This is a genomic window from Fusicatenibacter sp. (assembly GCF_050872605.1).
In the GTDB taxonomy this organism is placed as follows: domain Bacteria; phylum Bacillota; class Clostridia; order Lachnospirales; family Lachnospiraceae; genus Fusicatenibacter.
On record NZ_JBNMHD010000009.1, the window covers coordinates 14,983 to 40,865 of the forward strand.

General features: G+C 49.1%; 26 protein-coding genes. 1 reads left to right on the forward strand and 25 read right to left on the reverse strand.

The features are described 5' to 3' along the window. From ACY2VT_RS04525 to ACY2VT_RS04535, 3 genes are all read right to left on the reverse strand, one after another. The gene (locus ACY2VT_RS04525; RefSeq protein ID WP_461879056.1) at positions 1-1,164 is read right to left on the reverse strand and encodes an FAD:protein FMN transferase; all 1,164 of its coding nucleotides are present in this window, start codon (positions 1,162-1,164) and stop codon (positions 1-3) included. 246 nt (positions 1,165-1,410) lie between these two features. Then, positions 1,411-3,663 (reverse strand): formate C-acetyltransferase, encoded by a 2,253-nt coding sequence (gene pflB / locus ACY2VT_RS04530; protein ID WP_461873584.1) that lies wholly within the window; start codon positions 3,661-3,663, stop codon positions 1,411-1,413. A 196-nt stretch (positions 3,664-3,859) separates the two neighbouring features. Continuing rightward, complete coding sequence (locus ACY2VT_RS04535; RefSeq protein ID WP_461879057.1) at positions 3,860-5,740, reverse strand: DUF5696 domain-containing protein; 1,881 nt, start codon at positions 5,738-5,740, stop codon at positions 3,860-3,862. Between the two features lie 350 nt (positions 5,741-6,090). Here ACY2VT_RS04535 and ACY2VT_RS04540 point away from each other — a divergent pair, with 350 nt between their 5' ends. Beyond that, the gene (locus ACY2VT_RS04540; RefSeq protein WP_461879058.1) at positions 6,091-6,315 is read left to right on the forward strand and encodes a hypothetical protein; all 225 of its coding nucleotides are present in this window, start codon (positions 6,091-6,093) and stop codon (positions 6,313-6,315) included. Between the two features lie 268 nt (positions 6,316-6,583). Here the strand turns inward: ACY2VT_RS04540 and rsfS are convergent, their stop codons facing one another. From rsfS to ACY2VT_RS04650, 22 genes are all read right to left on the reverse strand, one after another. Further along, on the reverse strand, positions 6,584-6,937 hold the full coding sequence (rsfS, locus tag ACY2VT_RS04545) for a ribosome silencing factor (protein ID WP_022462899.1): 354 nt from the start codon (positions 6,935-6,937) through the stop codon (positions 6,584-6,586). Continuing rightward, positions 6,938-7,540, reverse strand: coding sequence for a bis(5'-nucleosyl)-tetraphosphatase (symmetrical) YqeK (yqeK, locus tag ACY2VT_RS04550; RefSeq protein WP_461879059.1), 603 nt, complete (start codon positions 7,538-7,540; stop codon positions 6,938-6,940). 12 nt (positions 7,541-7,552) lie between these two features. Further along, positions 7,553-8,173 carry a nicotinate-nucleotide adenylyltransferase gene (gene nadD / locus ACY2VT_RS04555; RefSeq protein ID WP_461879060.1) on the reverse strand — a complete coding sequence of 207 codons (621 nt, stop codon included), beginning with the start codon at positions 8,171-8,173 and terminating at the stop codon, positions 7,553-7,555. A gap of 67 nt (positions 8,174-8,240) precedes the next feature. After that, entirely contained in the window at positions 8,241-8,534 is a 294-nt protein-coding gene (gene yhbY, locus ACY2VT_RS04560; RefSeq protein ID WP_022462902.1) for a ribosome assembly RNA-binding protein YhbY, read from the reverse strand. 31 nt (positions 8,535-8,565) lie between these two features. Then, positions 8,566-9,864, reverse strand: a complete 1,299-nt coding sequence (gene obgE, locus ACY2VT_RS04565) for a GTPase ObgE (protein WP_238061403.1) — start codon at positions 9,862-9,864, stop codon at positions 8,566-8,568. 119 nt (positions 9,865-9,983) lie between these two features. Then, positions 9,984-10,274, reverse strand: coding sequence for a 50S ribosomal protein L27 (rpmA, locus tag ACY2VT_RS04570; protein WP_022462904.1), 291 nt, complete (start codon positions 10,272-10,274; stop codon positions 9,984-9,986). A 4-nt stretch (positions 10,275-10,278) separates the two neighbouring features. Next, the gene (locus ACY2VT_RS04575) at positions 10,279-10,599 is read right to left on the reverse strand and encodes a ribosomal-processing cysteine protease Prp (protein WP_238061404.1); all 321 of its coding nucleotides are present in this window, start codon (positions 10,597-10,599) and stop codon (positions 10,279-10,281) included. Between the two features lie 5 nt (positions 10,600-10,604). Further along, complete coding sequence (rplU, locus tag ACY2VT_RS04580) at positions 10,605-10,910, reverse strand: 50S ribosomal protein L21 (protein WP_022462906.1); 306 nt, start codon at positions 10,908-10,910, stop codon at positions 10,605-10,607. 116 nt (positions 10,911-11,026) lie between these two features. Then, positions 11,027-11,902, reverse strand: a complete 876-nt coding sequence (locus ACY2VT_RS04585; protein WP_173829003.1) for a DegV family protein — start codon at positions 11,900-11,902, stop codon at positions 11,027-11,029. Positions 11,903-12,062: 160 nt separating this feature from the next. Further along, a complete protein-coding gene (locus tag ACY2VT_RS04590) occupies positions 12,063-13,073 on the reverse strand; it encodes a CPBP family glutamic-type intramembrane protease (RefSeq protein WP_461879061.1) in 1,011 nt (336 codons plus the stop codon). A 27-nt stretch (positions 13,074-13,100) separates the two neighbouring features. Further along, positions 13,101-14,300, reverse strand: coding sequence for a ribonuclease E/G (locus ACY2VT_RS04595; protein WP_461879062.1), 1,200 nt, complete (start codon positions 14,298-14,300; stop codon positions 13,101-13,103). After that, positions 14,293-15,000 (reverse strand): TIGR03936 family radical SAM-associated protein, encoded by a 708-nt coding sequence (locus tag ACY2VT_RS04600; protein WP_117508951.1) that lies wholly within the window; start codon positions 14,998-15,000, stop codon positions 14,293-14,295. The genes ACY2VT_RS04595 and ACY2VT_RS04600 overlap by 8 nt, the downstream gene beginning before the upstream one ends. Beyond that, positions 14,984-16,849, reverse strand: coding sequence for a TIGR03960 family B12-binding radical SAM protein (locus ACY2VT_RS04605; RefSeq protein WP_461879063.1), 1,866 nt, complete (start codon positions 16,847-16,849; stop codon positions 14,984-14,986). Before ACY2VT_RS04605 ends, ACY2VT_RS04600 begins: the two co-directional genes overlap by 17 nt. A 26-nt stretch (positions 16,850-16,875) precedes the next feature. After that, complete coding sequence (locus ACY2VT_RS04610; RefSeq protein WP_461879064.1) at positions 16,876-17,922, reverse strand: M42 family metallopeptidase; 1,047 nt, start codon at positions 17,920-17,922, stop codon at positions 16,876-16,878. Further along, positions 17,897-18,106 (reverse strand): hypothetical protein, encoded by a 210-nt coding sequence (locus ACY2VT_RS04615; protein ID WP_461879065.1) that lies wholly within the window; start codon positions 18,104-18,106, stop codon positions 17,897-17,899. The genes ACY2VT_RS04610 and ACY2VT_RS04615 overlap by 26 nt, the downstream gene beginning before the upstream one ends. A 9-nt stretch (positions 18,107-18,115) precedes the next feature. Then, positions 18,116-20,401 carry a hydratase gene (locus ACY2VT_RS04620; RefSeq protein WP_461879066.1) on the reverse strand — a complete coding sequence of 762 codons (2,286 nt, stop codon included), beginning with the start codon at positions 20,399-20,401 and terminating at the stop codon, positions 18,116-18,118. A gap of 23 nt (positions 20,402-20,424) precedes the next feature. Beyond that, a complete protein-coding gene (locus ACY2VT_RS04625) occupies positions 20,425-20,583 on the reverse strand; it encodes a hypothetical protein (RefSeq protein ID WP_461879067.1) in 159 nt (52 codons plus the stop codon). Between the two features lie 103 nt (positions 20,584-20,686). Beyond that, complete coding sequence (gene citF / locus ACY2VT_RS04630) at positions 20,687-22,252, reverse strand: citrate lyase subunit alpha (RefSeq protein WP_461879068.1); 1,566 nt, start codon at positions 22,250-22,252, stop codon at positions 20,687-20,689. A 1-nt stretch (position 22,253) separates the two neighbouring features. Further along, the gene (locus ACY2VT_RS04635; RefSeq protein WP_461879069.1) at positions 22,254-23,153 is read right to left on the reverse strand and encodes an aldolase/citrate lyase family protein; all 900 of its coding nucleotides are present in this window, start codon (positions 23,151-23,153) and stop codon (positions 22,254-22,256) included. After that, positions 23,150-23,455 (reverse strand): citrate lyase acyl carrier protein, encoded by a 306-nt coding sequence (gene citD, locus ACY2VT_RS04640; RefSeq protein WP_461879070.1) that lies wholly within the window; start codon positions 23,453-23,455, stop codon positions 23,150-23,152. The genes ACY2VT_RS04635 and citD overlap by 4 nt, the downstream gene beginning before the upstream one ends. A gap of 92 nt (positions 23,456-23,547) precedes the next feature. Further along, positions 23,548-24,804, reverse strand: coding sequence for an SLC13 family permease (locus ACY2VT_RS04645; protein ID WP_461879071.1), 1,257 nt, complete (start codon positions 24,802-24,804; stop codon positions 23,548-23,550). Positions 24,805-24,816: 12 nt separating this feature from the next. After that, on the reverse strand, positions 24,817-25,860 hold the full coding sequence (locus tag ACY2VT_RS04650; protein ID WP_461879073.1) for a lactonase family protein: 1,044 nt from the start codon (positions 25,858-25,860) through the stop codon (positions 24,817-24,819). Positions 25,861-25,883 lie beyond the last annotated feature (23 nt).

Here is a 25,883-nt window from a genome sequence, read left to right on the forward strand (position 1 = left end):
TTATGTATCACCGTCTTTCCTGATAATGTTTGTCTCATGATCGGATGTGAAATCATCGGCGATTCCTTCGGTTACGTACAGAACGCCGTTCTCATCCTCCAGAATGGTGTCGAATTCATCGCTGTGCGCACGCCAGTATTCGGCCGCCTTATCCTTTCCCATGATGAAAAGAGAAGTCGAAAGGCCATCCGCCAGTGTTCCGTCCGCGCTTACGATCGTCACAGATACCAGACCGTTATTCGCCGGATGACCAGTTGCCGGATCAATGATGTGATGGTATCTCACACCGTCCTGTTCGAAATACCGCTCATATCCACCCGAAGTGATGACTGCCCGGTCAGCTGTTGAGAGAATGCCGAGATAATCGTCCTCTGCTTCCGGACTCTGCACGGCAACACGCCATTTGCTGCCATCCGTTTTCGTGCCGACAACCTGAACGTTTCCTCCGAGGTTGATGAGCCCGCTCGTCACACCGCATTCCCGGTAAATATCCGCGATTCTGCCGGACGTATAACCCTTTGCAATTCCGCCGAAGTCGATTTTCATGCCGCTCTTTGCGAAGCTGATGGATGAATTTTCTTTGTCGTAGACAATATTATTGGCATCGGTCAGTGGAAGGAGACTTTCGATCGTCTCATCCGAAGGAACGGTATAATTTCCAGTCGTAAAGCCCCAGGCATCCATGATCGGGTAAATTGCGATGTCGAAAACACCGTTTGTGCTGTCATACAGATCCAGGGAGCGTTCCAACAGATAGGTGGTATCCTCCGATAAGGTTCCGCCGCCGTTCGCATTGATCTGCGCGACCTCACTCGTTTCCTCTCCAGTCGACAGGAGCGCATCCAGCCGCTCAATCTCCTGCTGTGCCTGATCTACCGCCTTCTCTGCGTTTGGACCGTAGGCAGTTACCGTCATGTACGTATCCATCGCAAAAATATCACGGCTGCTCGACGCATCGGCGGCATCGGAAGAAGATGTGGATGACGCGGATTCCTGCGTGGAATTCTCTTCCGAAGCGTCAGAACTGCTCGAAGACTCCGAAACAGACACCGGCTGTGTCTGACTTTCACTGCTCTCCGGCTGCGCTGCTGTCCCCGTACCGGAACATCCGCCGACCGTCATCACCATGGCAAGACAAAATGCTGCAACAATTTTCTTTTTCATAAATAAAACTCCATTTTTTCTTATGTTAGGAAACTCTAACTTTGGTATTATAACATTAACTTGTAACTTACGCTATGAATTACTTGATAAAAGTTTTTCAATTAGTGTTCTGCATCTGATAAATTTTCTCATTTTATATACTCTAAATCAAGTGGATTTTACTGGAATTCAAGCACCGATATACAAAAAGCCCCCACAGCCGCATTGCTGCGGCCGCGGGGGCTTTAGAAATAACATTTTCAGAAATTACATATGATCATGGCAGGTACGTGCAATTACGTCCATCTGCTGCTCTTTTGTCAGGTCGATGAATTTAACTGCATAACCGGATACACGGATCGTGAAGTTTGCGTACTCCGGTTTCTCCGGGTGCTCCATTGCATCGATCAGTTTTTCGGTTCCGAATACGTTTACGTTCAGGTGATGTGCACCCTGCTCGAAGTATCCGTCCAGAACGTGTACCAGGTTCTCGGTACGCTCTTCGTCGTTGTGGCCGAGTGCGCCCGGGTTGATGGTCTGGGTGTTGGAGATTCCGTCCAGAGCGTCCTCATACGGCAGTTTTGCTACAGAGTTCAGGGAAGCAAGAAGTCCGCTCTTCTCTGCGCCGTAAGACGGGTTAGCTCCTGGAGACAGAGGCTCGCCGGCTTTTCTGCCATCCGGCAGAGAACCAGTTGCTTTACCATATACAACGTTGGAAGTAATGGTAAGGATAGAGGTAGTCGGCTCGGAATCACGATAGGTATGGCAGTATTTCAGTTTGTCCATGAAGGTACGAAGCAGCCATACAGCGATCTCGTCTGCTCTGTCATCGTCGTTACCGTATCTCGGGAAGTCACCGGTTGTCTCGAAATCAACAGCCATTCCTTCTTCGTCACGGATAACTTTAACTTTAGCGTATTTGATTGCGCTTAAGGAGTCTACTACGTGAGAGAATCCTGCGATACCGGTTGCGAAAGTACGTCTTACATCGGTGTCGATCAGAGCCATCTCTGCTGCTTCATAGTAGTATTTGTCATGCATGTAATGGATCATGTTCAGAGTTCCAACGTACAGATGAGCCAGCCAGTCCATCATAACGTCGTATTTCTTCATAACCTCATCATAGTCCAGATACTCGCTGGTGATCGGCTGATATTCCGGAGCAACCTGCTGTTTTGTCTTCTCGTCTTTACCGCCGTTGATTGCGTACAGAAGGCATTTTGCAAGGTTTGCACGAGCGCCGAAGAACTGGATCTCTTTACCGGTCTCGGTAGCGGATACACAGCAGCAGATGGAGTAATCATCGCCCCATACCGGACGCATTACATCATCGTTCTCATACTGGATAGAGCTTGTCTGTACAGAAATATGAGCTGCATATTTCTTGAAAGCTTCCGGAAGGTGCTCAGAGTACAGAACAGTAAGGTTCGGCTCTGGGGACGGTCCCATGTTTTCCAGTGTATGCAGGAAACGGAAATCGTTCTTTGTAACGATAGAACGTCCGTCGATTCCCATACCGGCAACTTCCAGCGTAGCCCATACCGGGTCACCGGAGAACAGCTGATTGTAAGACGGAATTCTTGCGAATTTAACCATACGGCATTTCATTACCAGATGGTCGATCAGCTCCTGAGCCTCTTTCTCGGTCAGGATTCCTTTTTCGATATCTCTTTCAATGTAGATGTCAAGGAAAGTAGATACACGGCCAACGCTCATTGCAGCACCGTTCTGGGTCTTGATTGCTGCAAGATATCCGAAATACAGCCACTGAACAGCCTCTTTTGCGTTCTTAGCCGGCTGGGAAATGTCATAGCCATAAGACTGTGCCATAACTTTCATTTCCTGAAGTGCTTTTACCTGGTCTGCGATTTCTTCTCTTAACTGGAAGTCACCACGACGCATTCCCTGACGGTTGGTTGCAGCGAAATCTGCTTTTTTGCGCTCGATCAGGTAATCAATACCGTACAGAGCAACACGACGATAGTCGCCTACGATACGGCCACGGCCATAGGTATCCGGCAGACCGGTCAGGATTTTATTATGACGGGCTTTCATCATCTCTGGTGTGTAGATGTCGAATACACCCTGGTTATGTGTTTTGTGATATTTAGTGAAAATTTCATGAAGCTTCTCGCTTGGTTTGTAGCCGTAAGTCTCGCAGGACTGCTCAGCCATTTTAATTCCACCATACGGCATAAATGCACGTTTCAGCGGTTTGTCTGTCTGAAGACCAACTACCTGCTCCAGATCTTTCATGCTGTCATCGATATATGCTGCGCCGTAAGCTGTGATTCCGCTTACAACTTCTGTCTCCATATCCAGAACGCCGCCTTTTGCACGCTCTTCTTTCTGGAGTTCCTGTAATTTGCCCCACAGACGGTCTGTAGCCTCTGTCGGTCCTTCCAGGAATTTTTCATCTCCATCATATGGAGTATAGTTGTTCTGAATAAAGTCACGTACGTCAACGCCTTCTTTCCAGAGTCTTCCGGAAAAGCCGTCCCACTGTTCAAATTCTCTCATTTGATTTGTTCCTTTCTGGTGTTATTTTGTTTCGTCACGCTCCGGCATCTTCTTTGCACCGGGCATGAACACCTCCGCATGCATAATATAACAAATCTCTGCTTTCCGCGCAAGATATGCACTTGAAAAAATACAAGGAAAAACCACAAAATCTTGTATTTTTATAAGAACAAAATCTACATGTGGCGCTTTCTTTTCAGGCTCCGTATCCTATCTCGTAGATCTGTTTTGTAAAGTCACAAATGACATACGTTCCATCGGAAAATTCACTTTTCTGAATGCTTCCGTCAGCCGCAAGGCACGTATGGCGTACCAGCTCCAGAAATGCCGTTTTTTCATGGAGTTCTGTCACAACGCGGCACCGTTTCGCCATCTCTTCCAGGCTGATTTTTTCTCCGTCAAACGCTCCGTCCGTATTCGGGTAGGCACCGTCCCGTACCAGATACGGCGCGCCGCCGGCGAGGAGGGCGTACAGCATATAATCTTCGTCTTTTGTCACACGGTCCATCATCCACGGCTCGATTATGCAGTCATGATACACAAGATTAAAGAGCGGCACCGGGATTCCTTTTTTCGGTGTCTCTGCCGGGCGCAGCATAAAGTCATACGGTGCATAATGGCAGAACACCAGATATGGAACGGCCCAGTCGCTGACCTCCTCGGAGCTTGAGAGAATCCCCTGTGAGATCAGCCAGGAGAAGCAGTTTCCGCGGTACGTATAGCAGTCTCTTCTCGTCATCACATGCTCCGGATTTGCGCACTCGTCGCCCTCGTTGCACGTAAACACATCGAGGTATGCACCGTCAAGCCGGATTCCGTTTTTCTTCAGTTCGGCAAAATTCCGTTTCACATAGAACGGTGCCTGCGTTGCACAGAGATAGCTCTGCGGTCCGCCCGCCCAGTAACTGTGTCCCGGTATCGTTCCGTCCGGAAGGCGGCAGGCATAATTTTCATCGTAGCTCGGTGCTGCGTGGTAATAATCGCGGTACTGATCGTGAATCCCGAATTGATAGCCGAAATCATGCATTGTATCGACAAGCGATTTCATGCCTTCCCATCCGCCGGCCGCTTGGCATGCCGGTGTGTAGTCCGGATGCTGGTTGTCATACCCCGGTTCTGCCCAGCCGTCCAGATGAAGATAGACTTTCTCTACGCCGAGATCATGAATTTCGCGGATCTGCTGCTCGCGCACGGAAAACGGCACTACGCGGTTATTTTTCTCCGGGTTCTGCGGATCGAAAAAGCCGGACTCCGGCTGCACAACCGTCTTGATTCCCGTATGAACAAAACACGTTCCCACAAGATCGTGAATGGACGGATTCTGTACTGCCTTTTCTTTCAAAGTGCGCAGATGGCCCTGTTCCCGTACATACTGGCGGTACGTTTTGCAGAGGTCGTTATAATCGCAGTCATTTAAAAACGTATAACGGAATACGCGGCGGTAATTCATTGTTCCAAGGCTCGGCTCCAGCCATGCCCCCACGCTGGTATACGGGCCGCCTGCCGGGTGCTCTGCCTGATAACCGGCGTTCCACGGTGTTGTACAGATCGCTGTATAGCCGCATCTTTCCTTCACCTGGCCGAACCACGGCATATAGCCGCCGGAGGTCTCAAATCTGCCGTCAAACGAAAGCTTTCCAAGTTCCGTATTCCAGGTATTCGGAATCAGAAGTCCCTGTCCCTCGGTAAGGAGTGTATACCAGTCATCACGCCCGTTTGTAAACTCCATTGCCGTCGGCCACAGCACCTTTACCGGATGCAGTCCCTCCTCGCAGAGCGGAATCCACTCCATCCAGAGTGTTTCATCCACAGCTTCGATCCAGATAATCGTCTCGAAGGCATACGGTGTTCCCGCAAATCCCGCATAACGGCTCCGGATGCCGCATCCGACACCGAAGGAATAGACCTCATGGGAAATCTCCTCTGCATCCAGAAAACGGTATGTTCCCTCTGCAAAAATCAGTTCAGGTGTCTTTTTCGGATCCGTATTCCAGACAACGCTGTCTTTTTCGATCCTAAGTCCCAGCGTCTCTTCATCGAGCATCACAGCAAGCGATCCGCTTTCTGTTTTTTTCATCGTGTGATATCCCCCTTTTTCTTTATCATATGCGTTCCAAACGCCAGAAAGGCGCAGAGAACCCGTCCGCCTTTCTCTGCACGGTTCCGGATTTTCTGCGCCTTTTTCCACCTAACTATCATTTCGCAAACATGATTTTTCTGTTTTTCGTAAAAATCGTTATCCTCTGTTTTAAGCAATATTTGCTTGTTTCAGACGATTAGTAGTCTAAATAAAATCTGAATTTTATTTAGATTTTGTTGCTATGAAGTGTGAAAGCACTATTATTGTTGTCTTATTCTCGTTCAGCCCTTATACTATATATACAGCCTACCGCCATAGGTGAGTATTTAGAAAGGAGCTTTGAAAATATGGATAAGTTTGTCAAAATTCTTGCAAAAGATGAACCTTATATTACTCCGGATTGTCCTAATTGTAATAATGCGTTAAAAATTAAGACAGAAGATTTTTTCGGTGCTAACGACAACTATGAAACAATTTGCCCCCACTGCAAGGGGAAAGTCACATTTTCCGGCATAAAGAAACAGCTTGACCAGTTAAAGAGACAGTTTGAAAGTCTCGGAATAACATGGTAGTTATTGGTCACAAGGGATTGTTCCCCACCTGAATGAAAATTTCACATCTTCTAAAGTAGGGTTTTTCTTTATTTTTACGAGATTTTTTAGGTATTCATTTAATTCTTTTTTGTTTTTTAGGTAGATTTTAGCTTTTCTCATTTTGCCTCCATTAAAAAAGCGTATCACCGGTTTTGCCAGTAATACGCTTCGTTTTGTTGGTTGGTTTGCTACAGAATAATTGTTTTTACAAATTATAGAAAAATGCTAGTTACTTCTGTACACTAACTTACATAATCTCTTCTTTTTCTACGACTTTACCGTCTCTCCAGATTCTCTCCAAATCGTAGAACAGGCGGTTCTCCTCATCAAAGATGTGGATGACAACATCGCCGTAGTCCATCAGAATCCAGTTTGCAGTCTGATAGCCTTCGATCTGTTTTGGATGTACGCCGGCTTTTCCGAGTACCTCCTCTACGTTGTCTGCCATCGCCTGTACCTGGTTGCGGTTGCTTCCGCTGGCGATCATGAAATAATCTGCCAGAGTAGAAACATGGGTAATGTCCAGAATGCGGACATCCATTGCTTTTTTATCTTCCAGTGCTTCCAGTGCAAGTTTTGCAGTCTGTTTTGCTTCGCTCATTTATGCTTCCTCCTTTGCCGTCCGTTCCCGGTGCAGTGCCTCATAGAACTGATATGCCTGCTCCGTCATCGGGTCCATCGTCTTCGGGTTTTCCGACAGATACGCCATACTGTCTTTTAAAATTTCATACATGCATTCGTCGATATCGGTGAATGCCAGCTTCCGAAGGCGGGTAAGGTGCGGTGCCTTGTTTCGTGCCGGCTCGATATAATCTGCGATATAGATGATCTTCTCCAGCAATGTCATATCTTCTTTTCCTGTCGTATGCCAGGTGATGGCACTTAAGATCTCCGAATCTTCCACCTTATACTTGTCCTTCGCCAGAAATGCACCGAGCTTGGCATGGATCAAAAACGGATTGTTCCGCTCAAACTCAGTGATTTCAATCTTGTTTTTCTCACACATGGTGATTTTTTTCTTATTCGGAATGCATTTTGCACAGTCGTGAAGCAGTCCCGCGACACGGGCTTTTTCGAGATCCTCGCCCCATACCATCGCCATGGATGCTGCGGTAAACATCACACCGAGCGTGTGATGATAGCGGTCTTCATCGACTTCCTTCTGGAGTTTTTTGTCCAGTTTCCATAAATCGTACTGTTCCATCCTGCTCTTCCTCTAATCCTGATAGATTTTCTGCTCCTGAATGTAGGAAATCACAGAATCCGGCAGATAGTATTTCACGGATTTTCCTTCCCGGATCCATTCCCGAAGTTCGTGGGAAGAAACATCCAGATTCGGTGTGTCGAGTTTCAGAAAGGTACCGTGAAGTTTTTCTGCATTTCGTTCCATACAGGCCAGAAGCTCTTCCTTTTTTGCCCGATCCCTGGTCGCCACAAGGATCTTTGCCGCGGCGCAGATCCGCTCTGGATTTTTCCACTCATCAAAATAGAACAGGGAATCCGCTCCAATGATAAAGTAAAACTCCGTGCCCGGGTTCTCTTCGCGCATCGCCTCAAGCGTCCGATAGCTGTAGGTATAGCCCTCATCTTCCATCTCTTTGGTGCAGAGCACAAAATGAGGATTGGATGCGATGGCACGGCGCACCATCTCGACACGCTGTGCATCCTTTGCCCGTCCCGCCCGGTTCCTCTTATGTGGCGGATTTCCGGCCGGAAGGAACCAGACTTCATCGAGCCCGAACTGCTCGTACGCCGCCTCGCCAAGGATCAGATGACCGATATGAATGGGATCGAATGTGCCTCCCATAATGCCAACTTTTCTGTTTGTCTTTTCCATACGTTTTCCTCAAAAAGCGCCGGAACTGCAGCGGTATGCTCCGGTCCCGGCGCTTCTTTCCTGCGGATTATTTCGGAAGCTGAATTTTCTTTTTCTCTTTTTTGCCCTCTTTGTACAGCACGATCTTTTTGCCGATCACCTGTACGACCTGGGAATTGGTGCGTTCTGCCAGAACTTCTGCGATCTCTCTTGGATCATCGAGGCAGTTCTGCAGTACATTGATTTTAATCAGCTCTCTCGCCTCAAGTGCCTCTGCAACGGCAGCGGTATGCTCCGGTGTGATGCTGCTTTTTCCTACCTGCAGAATCGGTTCCATGGTCATGGCAAGGCCTTTCAGGTATGCTCTCTGCTTGCTGGTCATACGTCTCCTCCTTCGTTTTTATTCGTTCGTTTTATTTATAATAATCAAATTCAAATCCATACATCTTGACGGTATCGCCTTCCTGGATGCCGGCCTGCTCGAGTTCGTCTAAGATGCCGGTATCTTTTAAGAACCGCTGGAAGAAAGCAAAACCTTTCTCGGAATCCAGATTGGTGTAGCCGAGCATCTTCTCGATCTTCGGTCCCTCGATGATGAAGCGGTGCTCGTCCTCCGGGTCCTGCACGACGGTGTACGGCAGGTTCTCAGCAAGAAGCATATCCTCCGGGAAGAATTCCTGCTCGAAGACCATACGCTCTTTCGGAAGCTCATCGAGTTTTTTCTGTACGGCATATAAAAGCTCTTTTAAGCCTTTTCCGCTGACGGCAGAAATCGGATAAACCGGGATGCCTTTCGGCTCGAACTCTTTTTTCAGACGTTCCACAGGATCCTCTTCGCCCTCTTCTACATAGATCGCATCGGTCTTATTGGCCGCGATGATCTGCGGGCGTTTTGCGATCTCCGGGTTATAGGCTTCGAGCTCTTTGTTGATCTTGTTGATATCATCCACCGGATCTCTTCCCTCGGTCGATGCAACGTCTACTACATGGATCATCACGCGGGTTCTCTCGATGTGGCGCAGGAATTCATGGCCGAGGCCGACTCCTTCCGATGCACCCTCGATCAGTCCCGGGATATCTGCGATAACAAATCCGCTGCAGCCCTCAAGGTCTACGACACCGAGGTTCGGGGAAAGCGTGGTAAAGTGATAATTTGCAATTTTCGGTTCTGCATTTGTCACGCGGGAAAGCAGGGTCGATTTTCCAACGTTCGGGAAGCCGACGAGTCCGACGTCCGCGATGACTTTCAGTTCCATTCTCACTTCCAGCTCCTGTGCCGGCTGGCCTGGCTGGGCGTATTTCGGAACCTGCATGGTAGCGGTTGCGTAATGCATATTTCCGTTTCCGCCTTTTCCGCCTTTTAATACAACCTGACGGCGGTTTTCACCGGACATATCTGCGATGACTTTTCCGCTCGCAGCGTCCATAATGACGGTTCCTTCCGGTACTTTCAGGACAATATCTGCGCCGTTTCCGCCATGGCATCTGCGTTTTCCGCCCGGCTCGCCGTCGGTAGCAGAAAACTTTCTTCTGTGGCGGTAATCAACCAGTGTATTCAGTCCTTCGTCAACTTCAAAAATAACGTCTCCGCCTTTGCCGCCATCGCCGCCGTCCGGCCCGCCGTTCGGTACAAAAAGCTCTCTGCGGAAACTGACATGTCCGTCTCCGCCCTTACCGGAGCGGATCAGAATTTTTGCTCTGTCTGCAAACATGGTATTCTCCTGTCTTAATCTAATCTACGCAGCTATTCAGAACCCCATTTCGAATCCGGCTCTGAATAGTTAACAAAAACGGCTTCAAACCTCTTAAGATTTGAAGCCGCACCTTTGTCTTACTCTTCTGTTGCTACCGGATATACGGAAACCTGTTTTTTGTCACGTCCTTTTCTTTCGAAAGCTACGCGTCCGTCAACCATAGCGAATAAGGTATCGTCTTTTCCGATTCCTACGTTCACGCCTGGATGAATCTTGGTTCCACGCTGTCTGTAAAGAATGTTTCCAGCCTTTACAACCTGTCCGTCAGCTCTTTTTGCTCCTAATCTCTTGGACTCGGAATCTCTACCGTTCTTGGTAGAACCAACTCCTTTTTTATGAGCGAAAATCTGAAGGTTCATATTTAACATGGTATTACACCTCCTTGAATGCGATCTCTAAGTATTGTGCTCCATAATCGCGGCGGATACTTTCGAGGCCCAGCAAAAGTGATTTTACAAGAAGTGCGGTACTTTCAGAATACCCATTCGGGAATGAAAAATACACGTATCCATCTCCAGCCTCACTTATAATCAGATCCTCTGTCAATGTTTCCACGGAATTTACGGTGTTTACAACCAGTGCGGAGACAGCAGCACAGATAATATCCTGCCCTTCCTCTGCATAGCCTGCATGACCGTTTGACTCCACGGAGATGTACTCGCCGTCACACTCTGTTACGGTTATACAAATCATAAGACTTAAGCGTTGATTTTTTCAATCTTCACTTCAGTGTACTGCTGTCTGTGACCGTTTTTCTTATGATAACCAGTTTTTCTCTTGTACTTGTAAACGATAACTTTTTTGCCTTTACCGTTTCCAACTACAGATGCGGTTACGGATGCATTTTTAACGTCCTCGCCAACTTTCAGTCCGTCATTGCTTACTGCAAGTACCTGATCAAAAGTTACGGTTTCTCCAGCTTCAACGCCAAGTTTCTCTACTCGGATAACATCGCCTTCAGCTACCTTGTACTGTTTACCACCTGTTGCAATAATTGCGTACATATGGCACCTCCCTATCAATTACTCGCCAGATTCGGTGGTCTTTCGACTCTTTTACCTCTCTGTGCGGCATACTTCTACAATATATCATCACATCTGCTGTTTGTCAATAGTATTTTTCAGGAAATTGCAGATTTTTTTTCGCATGCAATTGCCAGTGCGCCAGGTCCGATGTGGCAGGCAACGCTTAAGGACAGCGGATGCGCATCGACTTCAAAATCCGGGAAGGCTTCTTTTACTTCGGCAATCCATCCATCGATTACTTCTTTGTCGTTTGCGGTATAGGCAATGTGAAGTCCCATGATGCCGGCTGCACGCTCTTTTGCGAAGCGTTTGTCCATATCTTTTTTCATAGCCTTGATCATGGCTTTCTTTGCCTGTTTCACACCGCGCGCTTTTTCAAACGCGTCAAGCTTCTCTCCCTGGATCGTCAGCACCGGTTTGATATTTAAAACGGTTCCGATCATGGCTGCTGCCGGCGTAATGCGGCCGCCTTTTTTCAGGTATTTTAACGTATCTACCATAATATAGATACTTGCATCCAGCGCATCCTCTTCCAGAATTGCTTTGATGTCTTTTGCTGCCACGCCGCGGTTTGCCATTTTCTTTGCATCCAGAACGGACTGCTGCTGCGTAACGGAGATTCTCTGGTTGTTGACAACCTGCACTTTTCCTTCGTAGTCCTCGGACAGCACGGTCGCTGTATCACAGGAGGCGGAAAGGCCGCTTGACATCGGAATATAAACAATGTCATCGTACTCTTCGAGAATTTTGTTCCAGAAATCCATCAGATCTCCCGGAGACGGCTGAGATGTGGAAACAGCCGCATCCTCTGCCAGAATCTCGTAAAACTGTTCCTGTGTCAGGTCGATATCCTCAAACTGGATTTTTCCGCGCATGAAGAAAGGCATCGGAAGGACAAAAACGCCCAGCTCTTTCGCCTGACTCTGTGTAATACCGCTGTTGCTGTCGGTAGCAATAGCTGTTCTTGCCATAGTTCTTATTCCTGCTGTTTTTTGTTTTCCGAAAAAACAGCTTTTCCTTTCTGTAATATCGTGTAACACTTAATTTTCTGTTATTCTATCACAAACCGTACCTGTTTTCTACCCGGCTGGGACATTTCTGCAAAATTGCCCAAACTGCTTTTGATGCTTTTTACATCATACCAATACCAAGGAAAAACAGTCCGCCAAGGATCAGCAGAATGGTCGGAATTACGATTTTTGCAATGGTCTTTTTTCTTCTCTCCTTCGGGAAAAATCCTTCGCTTTTTGTCTGCTGGTACGTCAGAAGACGGCTTCCCATATAAAGGCCGATCGGCATCAGCGCTGCTTCGATCAGATACATGCCGATGTACGTTTCCGTTGCGTATCCGCTGCCTGCTGCTGCGTTCCCCTGCGAGAACATATAGAGGAAGCTTGCCGCAATGCTCGCCACAATCGTCGATGCATTGTGGACGAAATGGAACAGCGAGCTGTAAAACATGTTGTCGGTCTTCATCCGCACATACGAGAGAACGATTCCCATCATCATCATGGGAAGAAAACGGACGATGCTCATGTGAAAAGCGCCGAAATAAACGCCCATCAGAAGCAGCATCACCCATTTCTTTTTGATTCCGCGCAGGCTGTACTGCAGAAGACCGCGGTGCAGTGCTTCTTCACAGATGGCCGGTGTCAGCGCAACGACAAGCAGCTCGCCGAAATAGGAAAGGCCCGCCATACTGCTGTCCATGGATTCCGAGAGGCTTGCGTATTCCTGCGGGAAAATCCATTCCATCAGAAGGAAAAGGGCAAGCACACCGCGGTACGTCACATACCACATCAGAATGGTTCCGAGGATTCCGGCTCCATCCGGCTTTTTTAATGGGAACACTTCTTTTAACGGAATATGAAGTGCCCGTACAACGAGAATGGATCCGATCAGGAATACGATGATCTCGTCCAGCGCATTTCCATACATGCCGCCGGCAAGAACCAGCGGGATTCCGGCGAGATTAAAAAGAACCATCAGAAAGGCAAACACCAGCAGGCCCTGCCATGGTTTCAGTATCTTTGCTTTTTCCGCCGGATGCGGCCGTTTTGCCGGCATCTGGTTTCGAAAGGGTTCGTAAAGATATGGGGTATCATTTTCATTGAGGTGAATCGGTTTCTTTTGTGGTTCCATATTCATCCCTCCTTTGTAAGGTTACTGTCATTTCATCTGTTCTGACAGCGGCCGGCGGATTTTCTTTCTCGTCAGTTCCACGAGATGAAGCGCCGTCATATCGACAACTTTGGTCTGGACGGGATCTTCCCGCACAAGACCCTGCAGGAAGCCGAGAAGGCGCTCTTCCTGCTCTTTTTCCGGCATGTTGATAAAGTCAATCAGGATCAGACCGGAAATCCCGCGCAGGCGGATCTGGCGGGCGATTTCGCGGGCTGCCTCCTGGTTTACGCTGTACAGAAACGTATTTTTCCGTCCGCCGAGCTGCTTTCCGCTGTTCACATCGATCGCGGTCAGCGCCTCGGTCGGTTCGATTACGAGAAATCCGCCGGAAGGCAGTTCCACACGTTTGTCGAGTGCCTGTTTTACGTGATATTCGAGATTTTCTTTCTTTGCCAGCGTGGTAAGCTTATCCTCATACCAAGTCAAGCGGCAGTCACGGAAATCATGACGATCCAGATATTCTCTGCAGAGCTCATACATTTCTCTGTCATCTGTCACAAGTTCTGAAACTGACGGTGCATACCGTTTGACAAGTTCCGGCACGGCATCCGACGCCCGATACAGGCAGGAGTACAGGCTCCGCATCGTTCCATACTGGACAATCCGCGCGAGTTTTTCGGACAGCTCGAGATATTCCTGCCGGATCTCTTCTTCCGAAGCATCAGCGGATGCGGTGCGGAAGATCACGCCAAACGGAAGGCTTCCGCCGGAAAGCTCTGGAAACATCCGGCTTCCCAGTTCTTTTAACCGTTTTTTCTGCTCCGGCAGAAGGCGTCCCGAGCATGAGATTTCCGGCTTTCCATAATAGAGCGCCAGGGCACTTCCCGAAAGAGAAAGTTCTGCTGTCGCCGACGGAAGCTTCGTTTTCTGCGCTTCCCGCTGGATCTGCACGACAATTTCATCTCCGACATGCAGTTCCGTTCCCGGTGCTTTTTTCAGAAGATACCCTTCTTTTACACGGGACAGATCAAGAAAACAGCTCTGCTGCTCCGCAAACGAGACAAATGCCCCGCGGATCCCGGGCGCCAGTTTTTCCACCCGGCCGACATAGATATTGCCAAGCAGCGTTTCCTTCTCCCTGCAGAGGGCCGTCAGTTCGACCGGTCTTTCTCCTTCCACCAGCGTGTGTACCAGGTAATCTTTTCCCTCCCACGGCAGATGGGCAATGACAACTCGTTTACTCAACTTCTTCTCCTAATGCTTCCAGCGGAACCAGCTTTCGCTCTTCTTCCGTTCCGATGTCTGCGTAAACTTCCTCGCGCAGAATCGTGTATGCAAACGGCGGCAGTTCAACCCCGCACCATTTGCAGAACGCTTCCATCACGAGCTCCGGTTTCAGGTTCGAAACACTTCCGGTGGAGAGCTGCATCCAGACACCACTTTTCTTTGCTTTCATATCGTAAATCCATGGGCGGATATCGGTCAGCTTTTCGCTTCGTTTTGTCTTTCGCATGATCTCAATCTGCGGAAGTGCAAAAAACACCGGTACTTTCGTTTCCAGATCAATCTCCGGCATTTTTCCCTCGCGGAACTGCACGAGATAATCGGCTCCTGCTACGAGAGACATTGCCTTGCTTGCTTTTCCATCCGGCACATGGCGGGCGGAAAGCACTTCCATTCCCTCAACCATCGTCGCATTCAGACGTTTTACAATCTCGTCGGTTTTCATATCTTCCGCGAGCACCATATCGAAATATTCACCGGTGCTGCTGATGCCGACACCGAGCGGAGAAGCAAACGACAGCAGCATGTGCGGGCTGAAGCCCTCGGAATAAGCGATCGGAAGTTCTGCACGGCGGATTGCTTTCTGGAAGTAACGCATCACATCCAGATGACCCACAAATTTCATCACACCTGTTTTGGCAAACTTAATTCTGATTTTCATAGCAGACACCTCCTCCGAATGATTTTGCTCCGCAGCCGGAACACTGCATCTTACAGTTCGGGGTAACGGTTTCTTTCTGTGCCCGCTCCCATTCGCGGATCAGGAATTTTTTCGTCACGCCGATATCAAGGAAATCCCACGGAAGGATCTCATCGGTGCTGCGCTTACGGCAGGCATAGAACGAAACGTCAATGCCGGTCTCTGCAAACGCTTCTTCCCAGGCATCTTTCCGGAAATACTCGGACCAGGCATCGAAAATAGCACCTTTTCTGTACGCTTTTTCAATAACTTCGGCACATTTCCGGTCACCGCGTGCAAGGAATCCCTCCAGAAGGGAAATATCTGCCTCATGATAAATGTAACGGATGCTCTTCTGATTCAGCTGTGCGCGGACCTCTGCCTTTACAATCGCCGCTTTGTCAAGAAACTCCCTCTCCGTGTTCATCGGTGCCCACTGGAACGGAGTGAACGGCTTCGGAATAAAGAACGAGGAGCTTGCCGTAATCTGGCATTTTCCGTTTCTCTGGTCTTTCGGAATCTCATAGTAACGCTCTGCGATCTTTTCCGCCAGATGTGCAATTCCTTTGATATCATCCTCGGTCTCGGTCGGAAGGCCCAGCATGAAATACAGTTTTACTTTATTCCAGCCGCCCTCAAACGCTTTTCCGGCTCCTTCGAGAATAACCTCCTCAGTCAGACCCTTGTTGATGACATTCCGCATCCGCTGGCTTCCAGCCTCCGGTGCGAAGGTCAGGCTGCTCTTTTTGATGTCCTGTACTTCGCTCATGACATCGAGGGAGAATGCGTCGATACGGAGTGACGGGAGGGAAATATTAACACCTTTCTCCGGACAGCTGTCGATCAGATAGTTGACGAGTTCCGGAAGATGGCTGTAGTCACTGGAACTTAACGAGCTTAAAGAAATCTCATCATGTCCGGTGTTCCGCAGCATATGCGCGGCAAGCTCTTTTAATTTCTCAACATCACGCTCTCTTGTCGGACGGTACACCATGCCCGCCTGACAGAAACGGCATCCGCGGATGCATCCTCTCTGGATCTCCAGAACGACACGGTCCTGTGTTGCCTTGATAAACGGCACGACTGGTTTTTCCGGATAGGTTGCCTGTGTCATATCCATAACAAGCTGTTTTTTGATTTTTTCCGGCGCTTCCGGAATGGCCGGTGTAAACGCTGCAACGGTTCCGTTCTCGTGGTACGTTACTTCATAGAACTGCGGTACGTAAATGCCCGGGATCTGACATGCCTTTTTCAGAAAATCCAGACGGGTTCCGCCGTTCTTTTTATTTTCCAGATACGTGTCGAAAAGCTGGTCGTACACAACCTCACCTTCTCCGATATAAAACAGATCGAAGAACGGAGCAATCGGCTCCGGGTTGTACGTGCACGGGCCGCCGCCGATGACGATCGGATCCTCATCGGTACGATCCACCGCATGCAGCGGGATTCCGGCAAGGTCGAGCGCCTGCAGAACGTTCGTATAACACATCTCATACTGCAGGGTGATAAACAGAAAATCCTCGTTTTTCACCGGCTCCTGGGATTCCAGTCCGAAAAGCGGAATGTTCTGTTCGCGCATCACGCGGTCCAGATCCGGCCACGGGGAGTAAACGCGCTCGCACCACATATCCTCGCGTTTGTTGAACATATCGTACAGGATCTGGATGCCAAGGTGGGACATACCGATCTCATACACATCCGGGAACAGGAATGCGCCGCGCAGGGCTACTTTCTCTTTGTCTTTTACGACACTGTTGAATTCATTTCCAATGTATCGCGCAGGCTGCTCAATCTGGAGCAGCACTTCTTCTGGCAATGCTAATTTTCTCATGCAATTCTCTCACTTGTTCTTATTTTTTATTTGTCCAGATACGCCGCAAGTAGTTCCAGCGTATTCTTCACACCGTCCACATGGCTTCTCTCATATCCATGGGATGCGTACACACCTGCGCCGATCAGGGCGTGGCGTGCGTCTGCACCGCCGCGGAGAGTTGCCTCCACGTCAGAGCCATAGTGCGGGTAAACATCGGCTGCATAGTCGATTCCGTTTGCTTTTGCTGCTGCAATCAGCTCACCGGTAAAATCGTAGCTGTAAGGGCCGCCGCTGTCTTTGACGCAGATGGATACCTGGTGTTCCTTACACTCCAGTCCGTCGCCGACACAGCCCATATCAACAGAAAGAATATCTGTCACGCCCTCCGGAACGGAAGCAGATCCGCCGTGGCCGACTTCTTCGTACACGGTGATGTGCTGGTAAACCGGACGGGACGGTGTGACATTTTCTTCTTTTAAATACTTTGCATAGCCGAGCAGGATTGCAACGCTCAGTTTATCATCGAGAAAACGGCTCTTGATGTAGCCCTTCTCGGTGATGCGGGTTCTCGTCTCAAAGCAGACGATATCGCCGGTCTCGATGCCGAGCGCTTTTGTCTCTTCTTTCGAAAACACCATTTCGTCCAGAACCACTTCCATATTGTCGTACGTGCGGTCCTGCTGGTCGTAGGAACCATTCACATGAATCGACGGGTTATTCATCTGGAAGCAGCCCTCGTACCGTTTTCCGTCTCTTGTGATGACAACGCAGTTCTCGGCCTCCGCATTGTTCGGATTCATACCGCCAAGCGCGGTGAGGCGAAGACGACCGTTTGCTTTCACTTCCGCTACCATGCCGCCGAGCGTATCCGTATGTGTCTCCACAAGGACACCGCCGTTTCCTTCACAGCCTTTGGCAAGCTGCACCAGAAGGCCGCCCTTTGTGGTGATCACCGGCGCATAGCCCATCGCTTCGTACTCTGCTTTCAGCCATGCAACGGCATCCTTCGTGTAGCCGGTCGGGCTGTCGATGGAGAGCAGTTTTTTCAGTTTCTCTGTTATAAAATCAACATAAACCTTTGTATTTTTCATGTTTCTTCCTCCAGTTTTTGTTTCTGTTTTTTGTTTTTATCCAAACAGAAACCGCAGATTTTTCTCTTTTTGAAAAAAGACCTTGCCTTTTATCATACCACAGAAATGAATGGGATACAACCTTTGGAAAATGCAAAAAAGGAAACCCGAAGGATTTTTGCTCCTCTGGATTTCCCTTTTGCATTTTCTGCTGTTATCTGTTTTTGTTAAAATTAATCAGGCATCCTGCTTTTACGATCTTCTTTTCATTTTCTGTCATATCGGCAATGTATAAGGACAGTTCTTTTGGATGGCTGCCAAGTACATAGGCTTTGATTTCCTTCATATCACCATCCAGCGCGCTTCGAATGCCCGGGACGAAAATGTAGTCTCCTACTTCAAATTCCGGTTCGTCTTTCATCTGGAACGGAATCATACCCCAGTTCATGACGTTGGAGCGGTAACGTTTTGTCGCGTATTCCTTCGTGATATTGGCAAGGCCGCCGATGACTCTCTGACAGCTTGCTGCCTGCTCTCTGGCAGAACCGTCTCCCGGCTTTACCGCATAGATCATGCTTCCGATTTCCGTCTCCTGCGGCTGAATTTCTTCCTGCCCCGGAAGCTGCCGGATCTGTTCAAAAATTTCTTTTAACTGCGGCTCTTCCTCCAGCACATTTTTTCCTGCGGTTCTCGCCTTTTCCAGACGGTCTACTTCTTTGGAGCGGCCCACATATTTCGGATCTCGCCGCGACAGGGTAAACTCGGCCAGTCCGAGCGGATTGGAACGGTAGGATGACGTTTCGCCGGATGGAATCAGTTCATCGGTCGTCGTAACCGGATCGAGAATCTTCGAGCAGACCTTCAGCAGAATGTTATCGGTTAAAGGACTCATCGCCGGCCAGTCTTTGATGTTCGGGCCGTAAACGAGCGCTTTCTCTGCATCTCCTTTTCCGTAACCGTAATAAACTCTCTTATCATATACCGACGAATCGAAGCTGTACTCCGGTACATCGCCCCAGCAGTCCATGGTTTCCGCAGAAGTCAGGATTCCTCCGTTTGCAGCGGTTGCTGCGATCGAACGGGCGTCCATCAGGGCAACGGCAGACATCTGTCCATTTCCCGGCTTGCTTCCCTCGCGGTTCGGGAAGTTTCTGGTCGTATGGCGGATGCTCAGGCCATCGTTGCACGGTGTATCTCCGGCGCCAAAGCATGGTCCGCAGAACGCCGTACGGATAATTGCTCCCGCTTCCATAAGGTCTGTGATATAACCCTGTCGTGTCAGGTTGATAAAGACAGGCTGAGAGGATGGATAGACTGCCAGGCTGAAGGTGTCGTTTCCGATATCTTTTCCTTTCAGCGCGTGGGCCGCTTCCACAACGTTCGTATAGTTGCCGCCCGCACAGCCTGCAATGACCGCCTGCTGTACCTGCAGTCCTTTTTCCGTCACTTTGTCCACCAGATGAAGTGCTGCTTTTCCCTGGGAAATCTTCTGTGCTTCTTTTTCCACATCCGCAAGAATGTCTTTGAGATTTGCATTCAGTTCATCAATCTCATAGGTATTGCTTGGATGGAACGGAAGTGCGATCATTGGTTTTACGGTACTTAAATCCACAGAAACAACACCGTCATAATATGCCACATCAGCCGGATTCAGCTCTTTGTAATCATCTCCTCTTCCGTGCAGATTCAGGAAGTTTCTCGTATCCTCGTCCGTTCTCCAAATGGAAGAAAGGCAGGTCGTTTCTGTTGTCATTACGTCGATTCCGTTTCGGAAATCCGTTGTCATGGACGATACTCCAGGTCCTACAAACTCCATGACTTTGTTTTTGACGTATCCGTTTTTGAACACAGCACCGATGATGGCAAGTGCAATATCCTGCGGTCCCACCCAGGGATTCGGCTTTCCGTCAAGATAAATTGCGATAACCTGTGGACATGCGACATCGTACGTGTCACAGAGAAGCTGTTTTACCAGCTCACCGCCGCCCTCACCGATCGCCATTGTTCCCATTGCGCCGTACCGGGTATGGGAATCCGATCCGAGAATCATCTTTCCGCATCCGGCGTACATTTCTCTCATAAACTGATGAATGACTGCGATGTGCGGCGGAACATAGATGCCGCCGTATTTCTTCGCTGCGGAAAGGCCAAATACATGGTCATCTTCGTTGATCGTTCCGCCGACGGCACACAGCGAGTTATGGCAGTTGGTCAGCACATACGGAATTGGAAATTTTTCCATTCCGGACGCTTTTGCCGTCTGAATGATACCTACAAACGTGATATCGTGAGACGTCATTGCATCAAATTTCAGCTTGAGATTCTGCATATTTCCGGAGGTATTATGTGCCTCCATGATGCCATAGGCAATGGTTCCCTTTCTCGCTTCTTCTTTTGTGACCTTCTTTCCCGTCATAGCTTCCACTTTCGCTGCTTCTGCTTCCGGCACAAGCGTGGTTCCGTTTACCAGGTATGCGCCTGTATCATATAACTTTACCATGGCGTTCTCTCCTTTATCTTTATTTATGCCTGTTCTACATAATCATCGATCATTTCAAACAGTTCTTTTTCTTTGTTTTTCGCCTCATTTTTCTGTTCGCGGCTTCTTTTGTCCTGCTCCTTTTTATATAGATTCATCACGCAGGCTCCAAAAATCGTCTGATAACTGATACTCTGCTTCATACGCTTCTCCTTTTCCTCTGCGGTATTTTTAGGTGACTGAGGCTGCAGACCCGGGGCTGTGTGTGTTTTAGCCGTTCCGGGTCTGCTCTATCATGGCAACAAATCAATGTGTGACTGGCTGTTTTGGTTTGATCTGGCGCACAACATCCATAATGGTGCCGTCGCGCGCCTCGATAATGCCGACTACGCGGTCTTCAAATTTTACCGGATCCGGTTCTCCGACGATTCCGTATGCGATATCCCGCAGTTCTTCTATGGTTTTCAGCGGCACAGTATCCGCTTTTTTCAGTGCTTCCAGCAGATCCGGTCTGGCCGGATTGACTGCCACGCCGTAATCGGTGACCACTACATCCACAGATTCCCCCGGTGTGGTAACCGTTGTGACGTCGGTGCAGATCGCCGGGATTCTTCCCTGCAGAAGAGGGCAGATGACGATGGTGCATTTTGCTCCCTGCGCCGCATCCGGATGGCCGCCCTGTGCACCGGTAATCATGCCGTCGGATCCTACAACAACGTTGCAGTTAAAGTGTACATCCACTTCCAGCGCTGCCAGTACGACGTAATCCAGCTTGTTGACAAACGCACCCTTGTTGAACGGGTTGGCATACGCGCCTGCGCTGATGCGGAAATGGTTCGGGCGGACGATATTATTGACAGCATCCAGGTCAAACGCCTGGGTATCCATCAGGCATCCGATCTGTCCTGCTTCCAGCATGTCTACCATCGGCTTTGTCATGCCGCCGACCGCAAATCCCATCTTAATTCCGCGCTCTTTCATGATTTTTCCGAGGGAGATCGCCGATGCAATTGAAGCACCGCCGACGCCGGTCTGGTAGGAAAATCCCTCTTTGAAATACGGAGTGTTGACAACAACCTGCGTGCAGTATTCTGCCATCATGATTTTTCGGACATCCGTTGTCGGTTTCGCTGCGCCCGTTGCAATTTTCTCCGGCAGGCCGATCTGATCGACCACGCAGACATAATCCACTTTTGTGCCTGCCACATGCGCCGGATAATTCGGGAACGGCACCAGGCAGTCCGTAACGGCAACGACTTTGTTCGCATGATTTCCATCTACGAAAGAGTACGAAAGCACGCCGCAGTTGCTTTTTCCGCCGACGGCACGGCAGTTTCCGTAATCATCGCACGTCGGTGCTCCGATAAAGGAGATATCAATTGTCGTTTCTCCGGTCTGAATTGCACGGACACGGCCGCCGTGGGAACGCATGATGGCAAGGCCTTTTAATTTTCCGGTTGAAATGGCTTCTCCGATTTTACCGCGCACACCGGAAGACTGAATGCCGGTAATCGTACCGTCCTCAATCATCGGAACGAGCGCATCGTGCGCTTTTCCAAGAGAGGACGCACAGATCGTAACATCTTTGATGCCCATTTTCTGAACCTCTTTCATGACCATATTGACCACGAGGTCGCCTTCTCGGAAATGATGATGGAAACCTAAGGTCATCCCGTCATGGGCACCGCATTTGACCAGTGCCTCGTGAATAGAGCTTACCATTTTGCTGGTGTTATGATCCATCACAACCTTTACGATCGGTCCCTGTTTGTGAAATTCCATTCCCTCTTTATAGTTATTTCCCTGGAATACTTCTTTTCCCGTCTGCTCCAGAATTTCTTCCGGGATATCTCTTCCAACTGCATTTATCATCTTATAAGTCCCCCTTGTATACGCCGGACGCTTTTGCCAGTTCAATCACGCGTTTTGCTCCGTCATAAAATGCGATGTCGATCATTTTGCCGTCCACGGTAAATACGCCGATACCCATGGCTTTCTTTTCGTCAATCTCTTTTACAACCTTTTCCGAGAAAATGATTTCCTTTTCCGTCGGGGTATAAACATTATGTACTACGGAAATCTGCCGCGGGTTGATGATGGATTTTCCGTCAAAGCCCATCATCTTGATCATGCGCACCTCTTTTTCAAACGCTTCCATGTCATCCAGATTGGTAAACACGGTATCAAAGCACTGTACCTTCGCTGCTCTTGCCGCGATGATCATCAGCTGTCTGGCTCCTGCAAATTCCACGCCGGTTCCGGAAATCGTCGTCTGAAGGTCTTTCGAATAATCTCCGCCGCTTAAGGCGATGCCGAACAGCCGCTCAGAGGACTGACAGATTTCCAGCGCATTCATAATGCCCATGGCCGATTCCAGCGCCGCCATAATCAGGGTTCTTCCTTCCGGAATTCCAAATTCTGCTTCTGCTTTTCTGATCTCTTCTTCTACCATTCTGACATCTTTTGCGCTTTCGGTTTTTGGGATCCGGATAGAATCTGCACCGCCTGCCACACTGGCACGGATATCTTCTTTCCAGTATTCGGAATCAAGTCCGTTGATCCGCACAACGCGCTCCACACCGTGGTAGTCAATTTCCTGCAGTGCATGATACAGAGAATATCTCGCTGCATCTTTTTCCTTTTCTGCTACGGCATCTTCCAGATCCAGCATAATGGAATCCGGTTTGTAGATATACGGGTCTTTGATGAGTCCCGGTTTCTGACAGTTCAGAAACATCATGGTTCTTCTTAATCTCTTTTTGTTCGGATTCATGATCGAATGACACCTCCCCATGGTAAATCAGATGTTTTTTCATTGGAACGGTATACAGCACATTCCACACGCGCTTTTAGGGTACAGTCCAGTGCGCCTTTGTCCACGATATGGACTCTTGCATCACTTACTTCCAGGCGTTCCAACGTTTCCAGTACAACCTCCGTAATTTTTCTTCCGTACTGCTGGATCACGCTGCTGTCCAGTTCCAGTGTTATGCCGCCTTCTTCATTCGGCTCTATCGTGACCATGGCATCACTGGATTCCAGGGTTCCTGCTACTGCCGGTTTTTCAATCTTCACTTTTTTTACCTCCTGTATGTCCTGTCTGTTTTTATCTTGTCTCTATTGTAAGCCCTCAAGGCTCCCACGTATAATTACTTAAAAGAATGATGTCATATAAAGAATTTATATACTCCTGTCATCGCCATCACCGCCAGCACGGCCAGGTTGATAAACGATACCGCAAACAGCTCCAGAAACATCTTGTTCTGCGGAAAGCGTTCCTCGGAATCTTTCTGCTGCGCCACACCCGCCATAATCAGGGCACCTGTTGTAGAGATCGGCGTATAGCCTGCAATCGTTCCGCCGATGACAACCATGGCAACCAGATAAACACCGTCTGCTCCGATTCCGCTTGCAAGACCGCCGCAGATCGGAACGAGCGTCGGAAATACAACGCCGAGGCCGGAGCTGAAAAAGGACATGATGCCGGCCAGAAGCGCAATCACCGGTGCTGCACTCTTTTCGCCCATAACTTTTTCCAGTGCAGAGACCAGAAGATCGACACCGCCGGATAACGAAATTACATTCATCAGAATTCCTACACCGAGCACCATGATAATAACATTCCACGGAACACCGGCAATCGCCTTCTTTTCCTTTCCGCATCCGAGAATACAGAGCACCGAGCCGATCAGGAATCCGGTCAGGCCTACATTCCAGGATAATACCAGTACACCGAAGGCCAGAAGCAGAAGACCTGCAATTGACGCCATCTGCTGCCAGGTAAACTTCGGAAGCACTTCTTTCTCATCGGTCTGCATCGGTTTTTCCACTTTCCAGCCGCGGTAGTAAATGTAAACCAGTGCTGCACAGATCAGTGTTGTGACAATCGTACAGATCATAATCGGCACCGTATTGCCGTTCAGGTTCTGCTCCTCCATCAGGCCCCGTACAACGGCTGCTTCCGGTGTCAGCGGACTCATTCGTCCGGCCATGGCTCCCATGTCTCCGATGATTGCCGTCATAATCGGGTTAATTCCTGCGGAAATCGAGATCGGAATGGCGATCACCGGGATGATGGCAAGGCACGGAATCGAACCAGGGCCAACGGCGCTCAGCACCATGCCGATCAGGAACATAACGAACGGAATCATCCGCGCCGGCACTTTGTTTACGATCTTTTTCGCCAGCAGCTCCAGCGTTCCGTTTCCATTGATAATGGCAAAGAGATACGTCACACCTACCATCTGTACAAACAGGGATGTACTGAATCCGGAAACAACGTCTTTCGTTGAAAGTGTATCCGGGAACAGCAGCGTCAGAATCATGGCAAAGCCAATGCTTAAAATTCCGACATTCACATTGCGGACAAAACCGATCACGATGGCCGCCAGCAGAAGGACCAGAGAAATTACAGCTAAGTTCATATTCCGGTCCTCCTATGCAAATACGATGCAGACCGGGCTGCCTGTCGGGATGATGTTCAGGGTCGGAAACAGCTGGCCCGTCGCGGAATCAAATTCAAATTCTACAATGGTATCGCTGTCCTCATTTGCCACAAAGCAGCGGCCGTTCGGTGCAAAGCAGAAGAAACGCGGTGTTTTTCCAAGGCAGGAATAAAAGCCGGTATTCTTCAGATATCCCGTCACCGGATCAATGCGGTATACGGCAATACTGTCGGTGTAGCGGTTGGATACAAGCACATAGCGTCCGCTCGGGTCCACACAGACCTCACTGGCATCGGAATAGCTGGTGATGGTTTCCGGCACGGTGGACAGCTCCTGCATGGCTTCCATTGCACCTGTCTTCTCATCGAACTGGAAATAGAGCACCTTGTTTCCTTTTTCTTCGCACATATAGACCCAGCGGTTGTTTGGATGCACTGCCGCGTGTCTCGGTTCGTCCCAGGTTCTCGCAAAGAACTGCGCCGTCTGGGTAAATGTTCCTGTCTCATGGCTGTACCGCAGTGCCCGCATCTGGCCGTATCCGTTGATCCGTCCCTGTGCACAGGCGAACAGATAATTTTTCCTCTGATCCCAGAGACACTGATGAATCGTAGAAACCTTTCCCTCTTCTTTTCCTTCATAGGTGTAGGTCGCAGCCACATCACCGAGGGAACCGTCCTCTTTTCTCTCGATCGTGTATAAAGTGCCGCCCTGCAGCGTTGCCACGATCACATGCTTATTTTCTTTGTCTATCGTAATGTCGACCGGATTTTTTCCTCCGATGTCGATGGTATTCAGATGCTTCAGAGTATGATCCGCAAGGATCTGATAGCTGCTCACTTTCGTAAAATCTCCGTGTACGGAATAGAGAAATTTCTTTTCCTGATCCATCGTCTGGTACGACGGGTTCGGCTCGGTTTCCAGACACTGCACCAGCTTCCAGACACCGGTCTGATCGTTGATTTCATAGACACATAAGCCTTTTCCTCTTGCGTTTCTTTCTTTTGTTGTTCTGCATCCTACGTATGCGTAACTCATTTTTATGACCTCCTTTTTGCAGT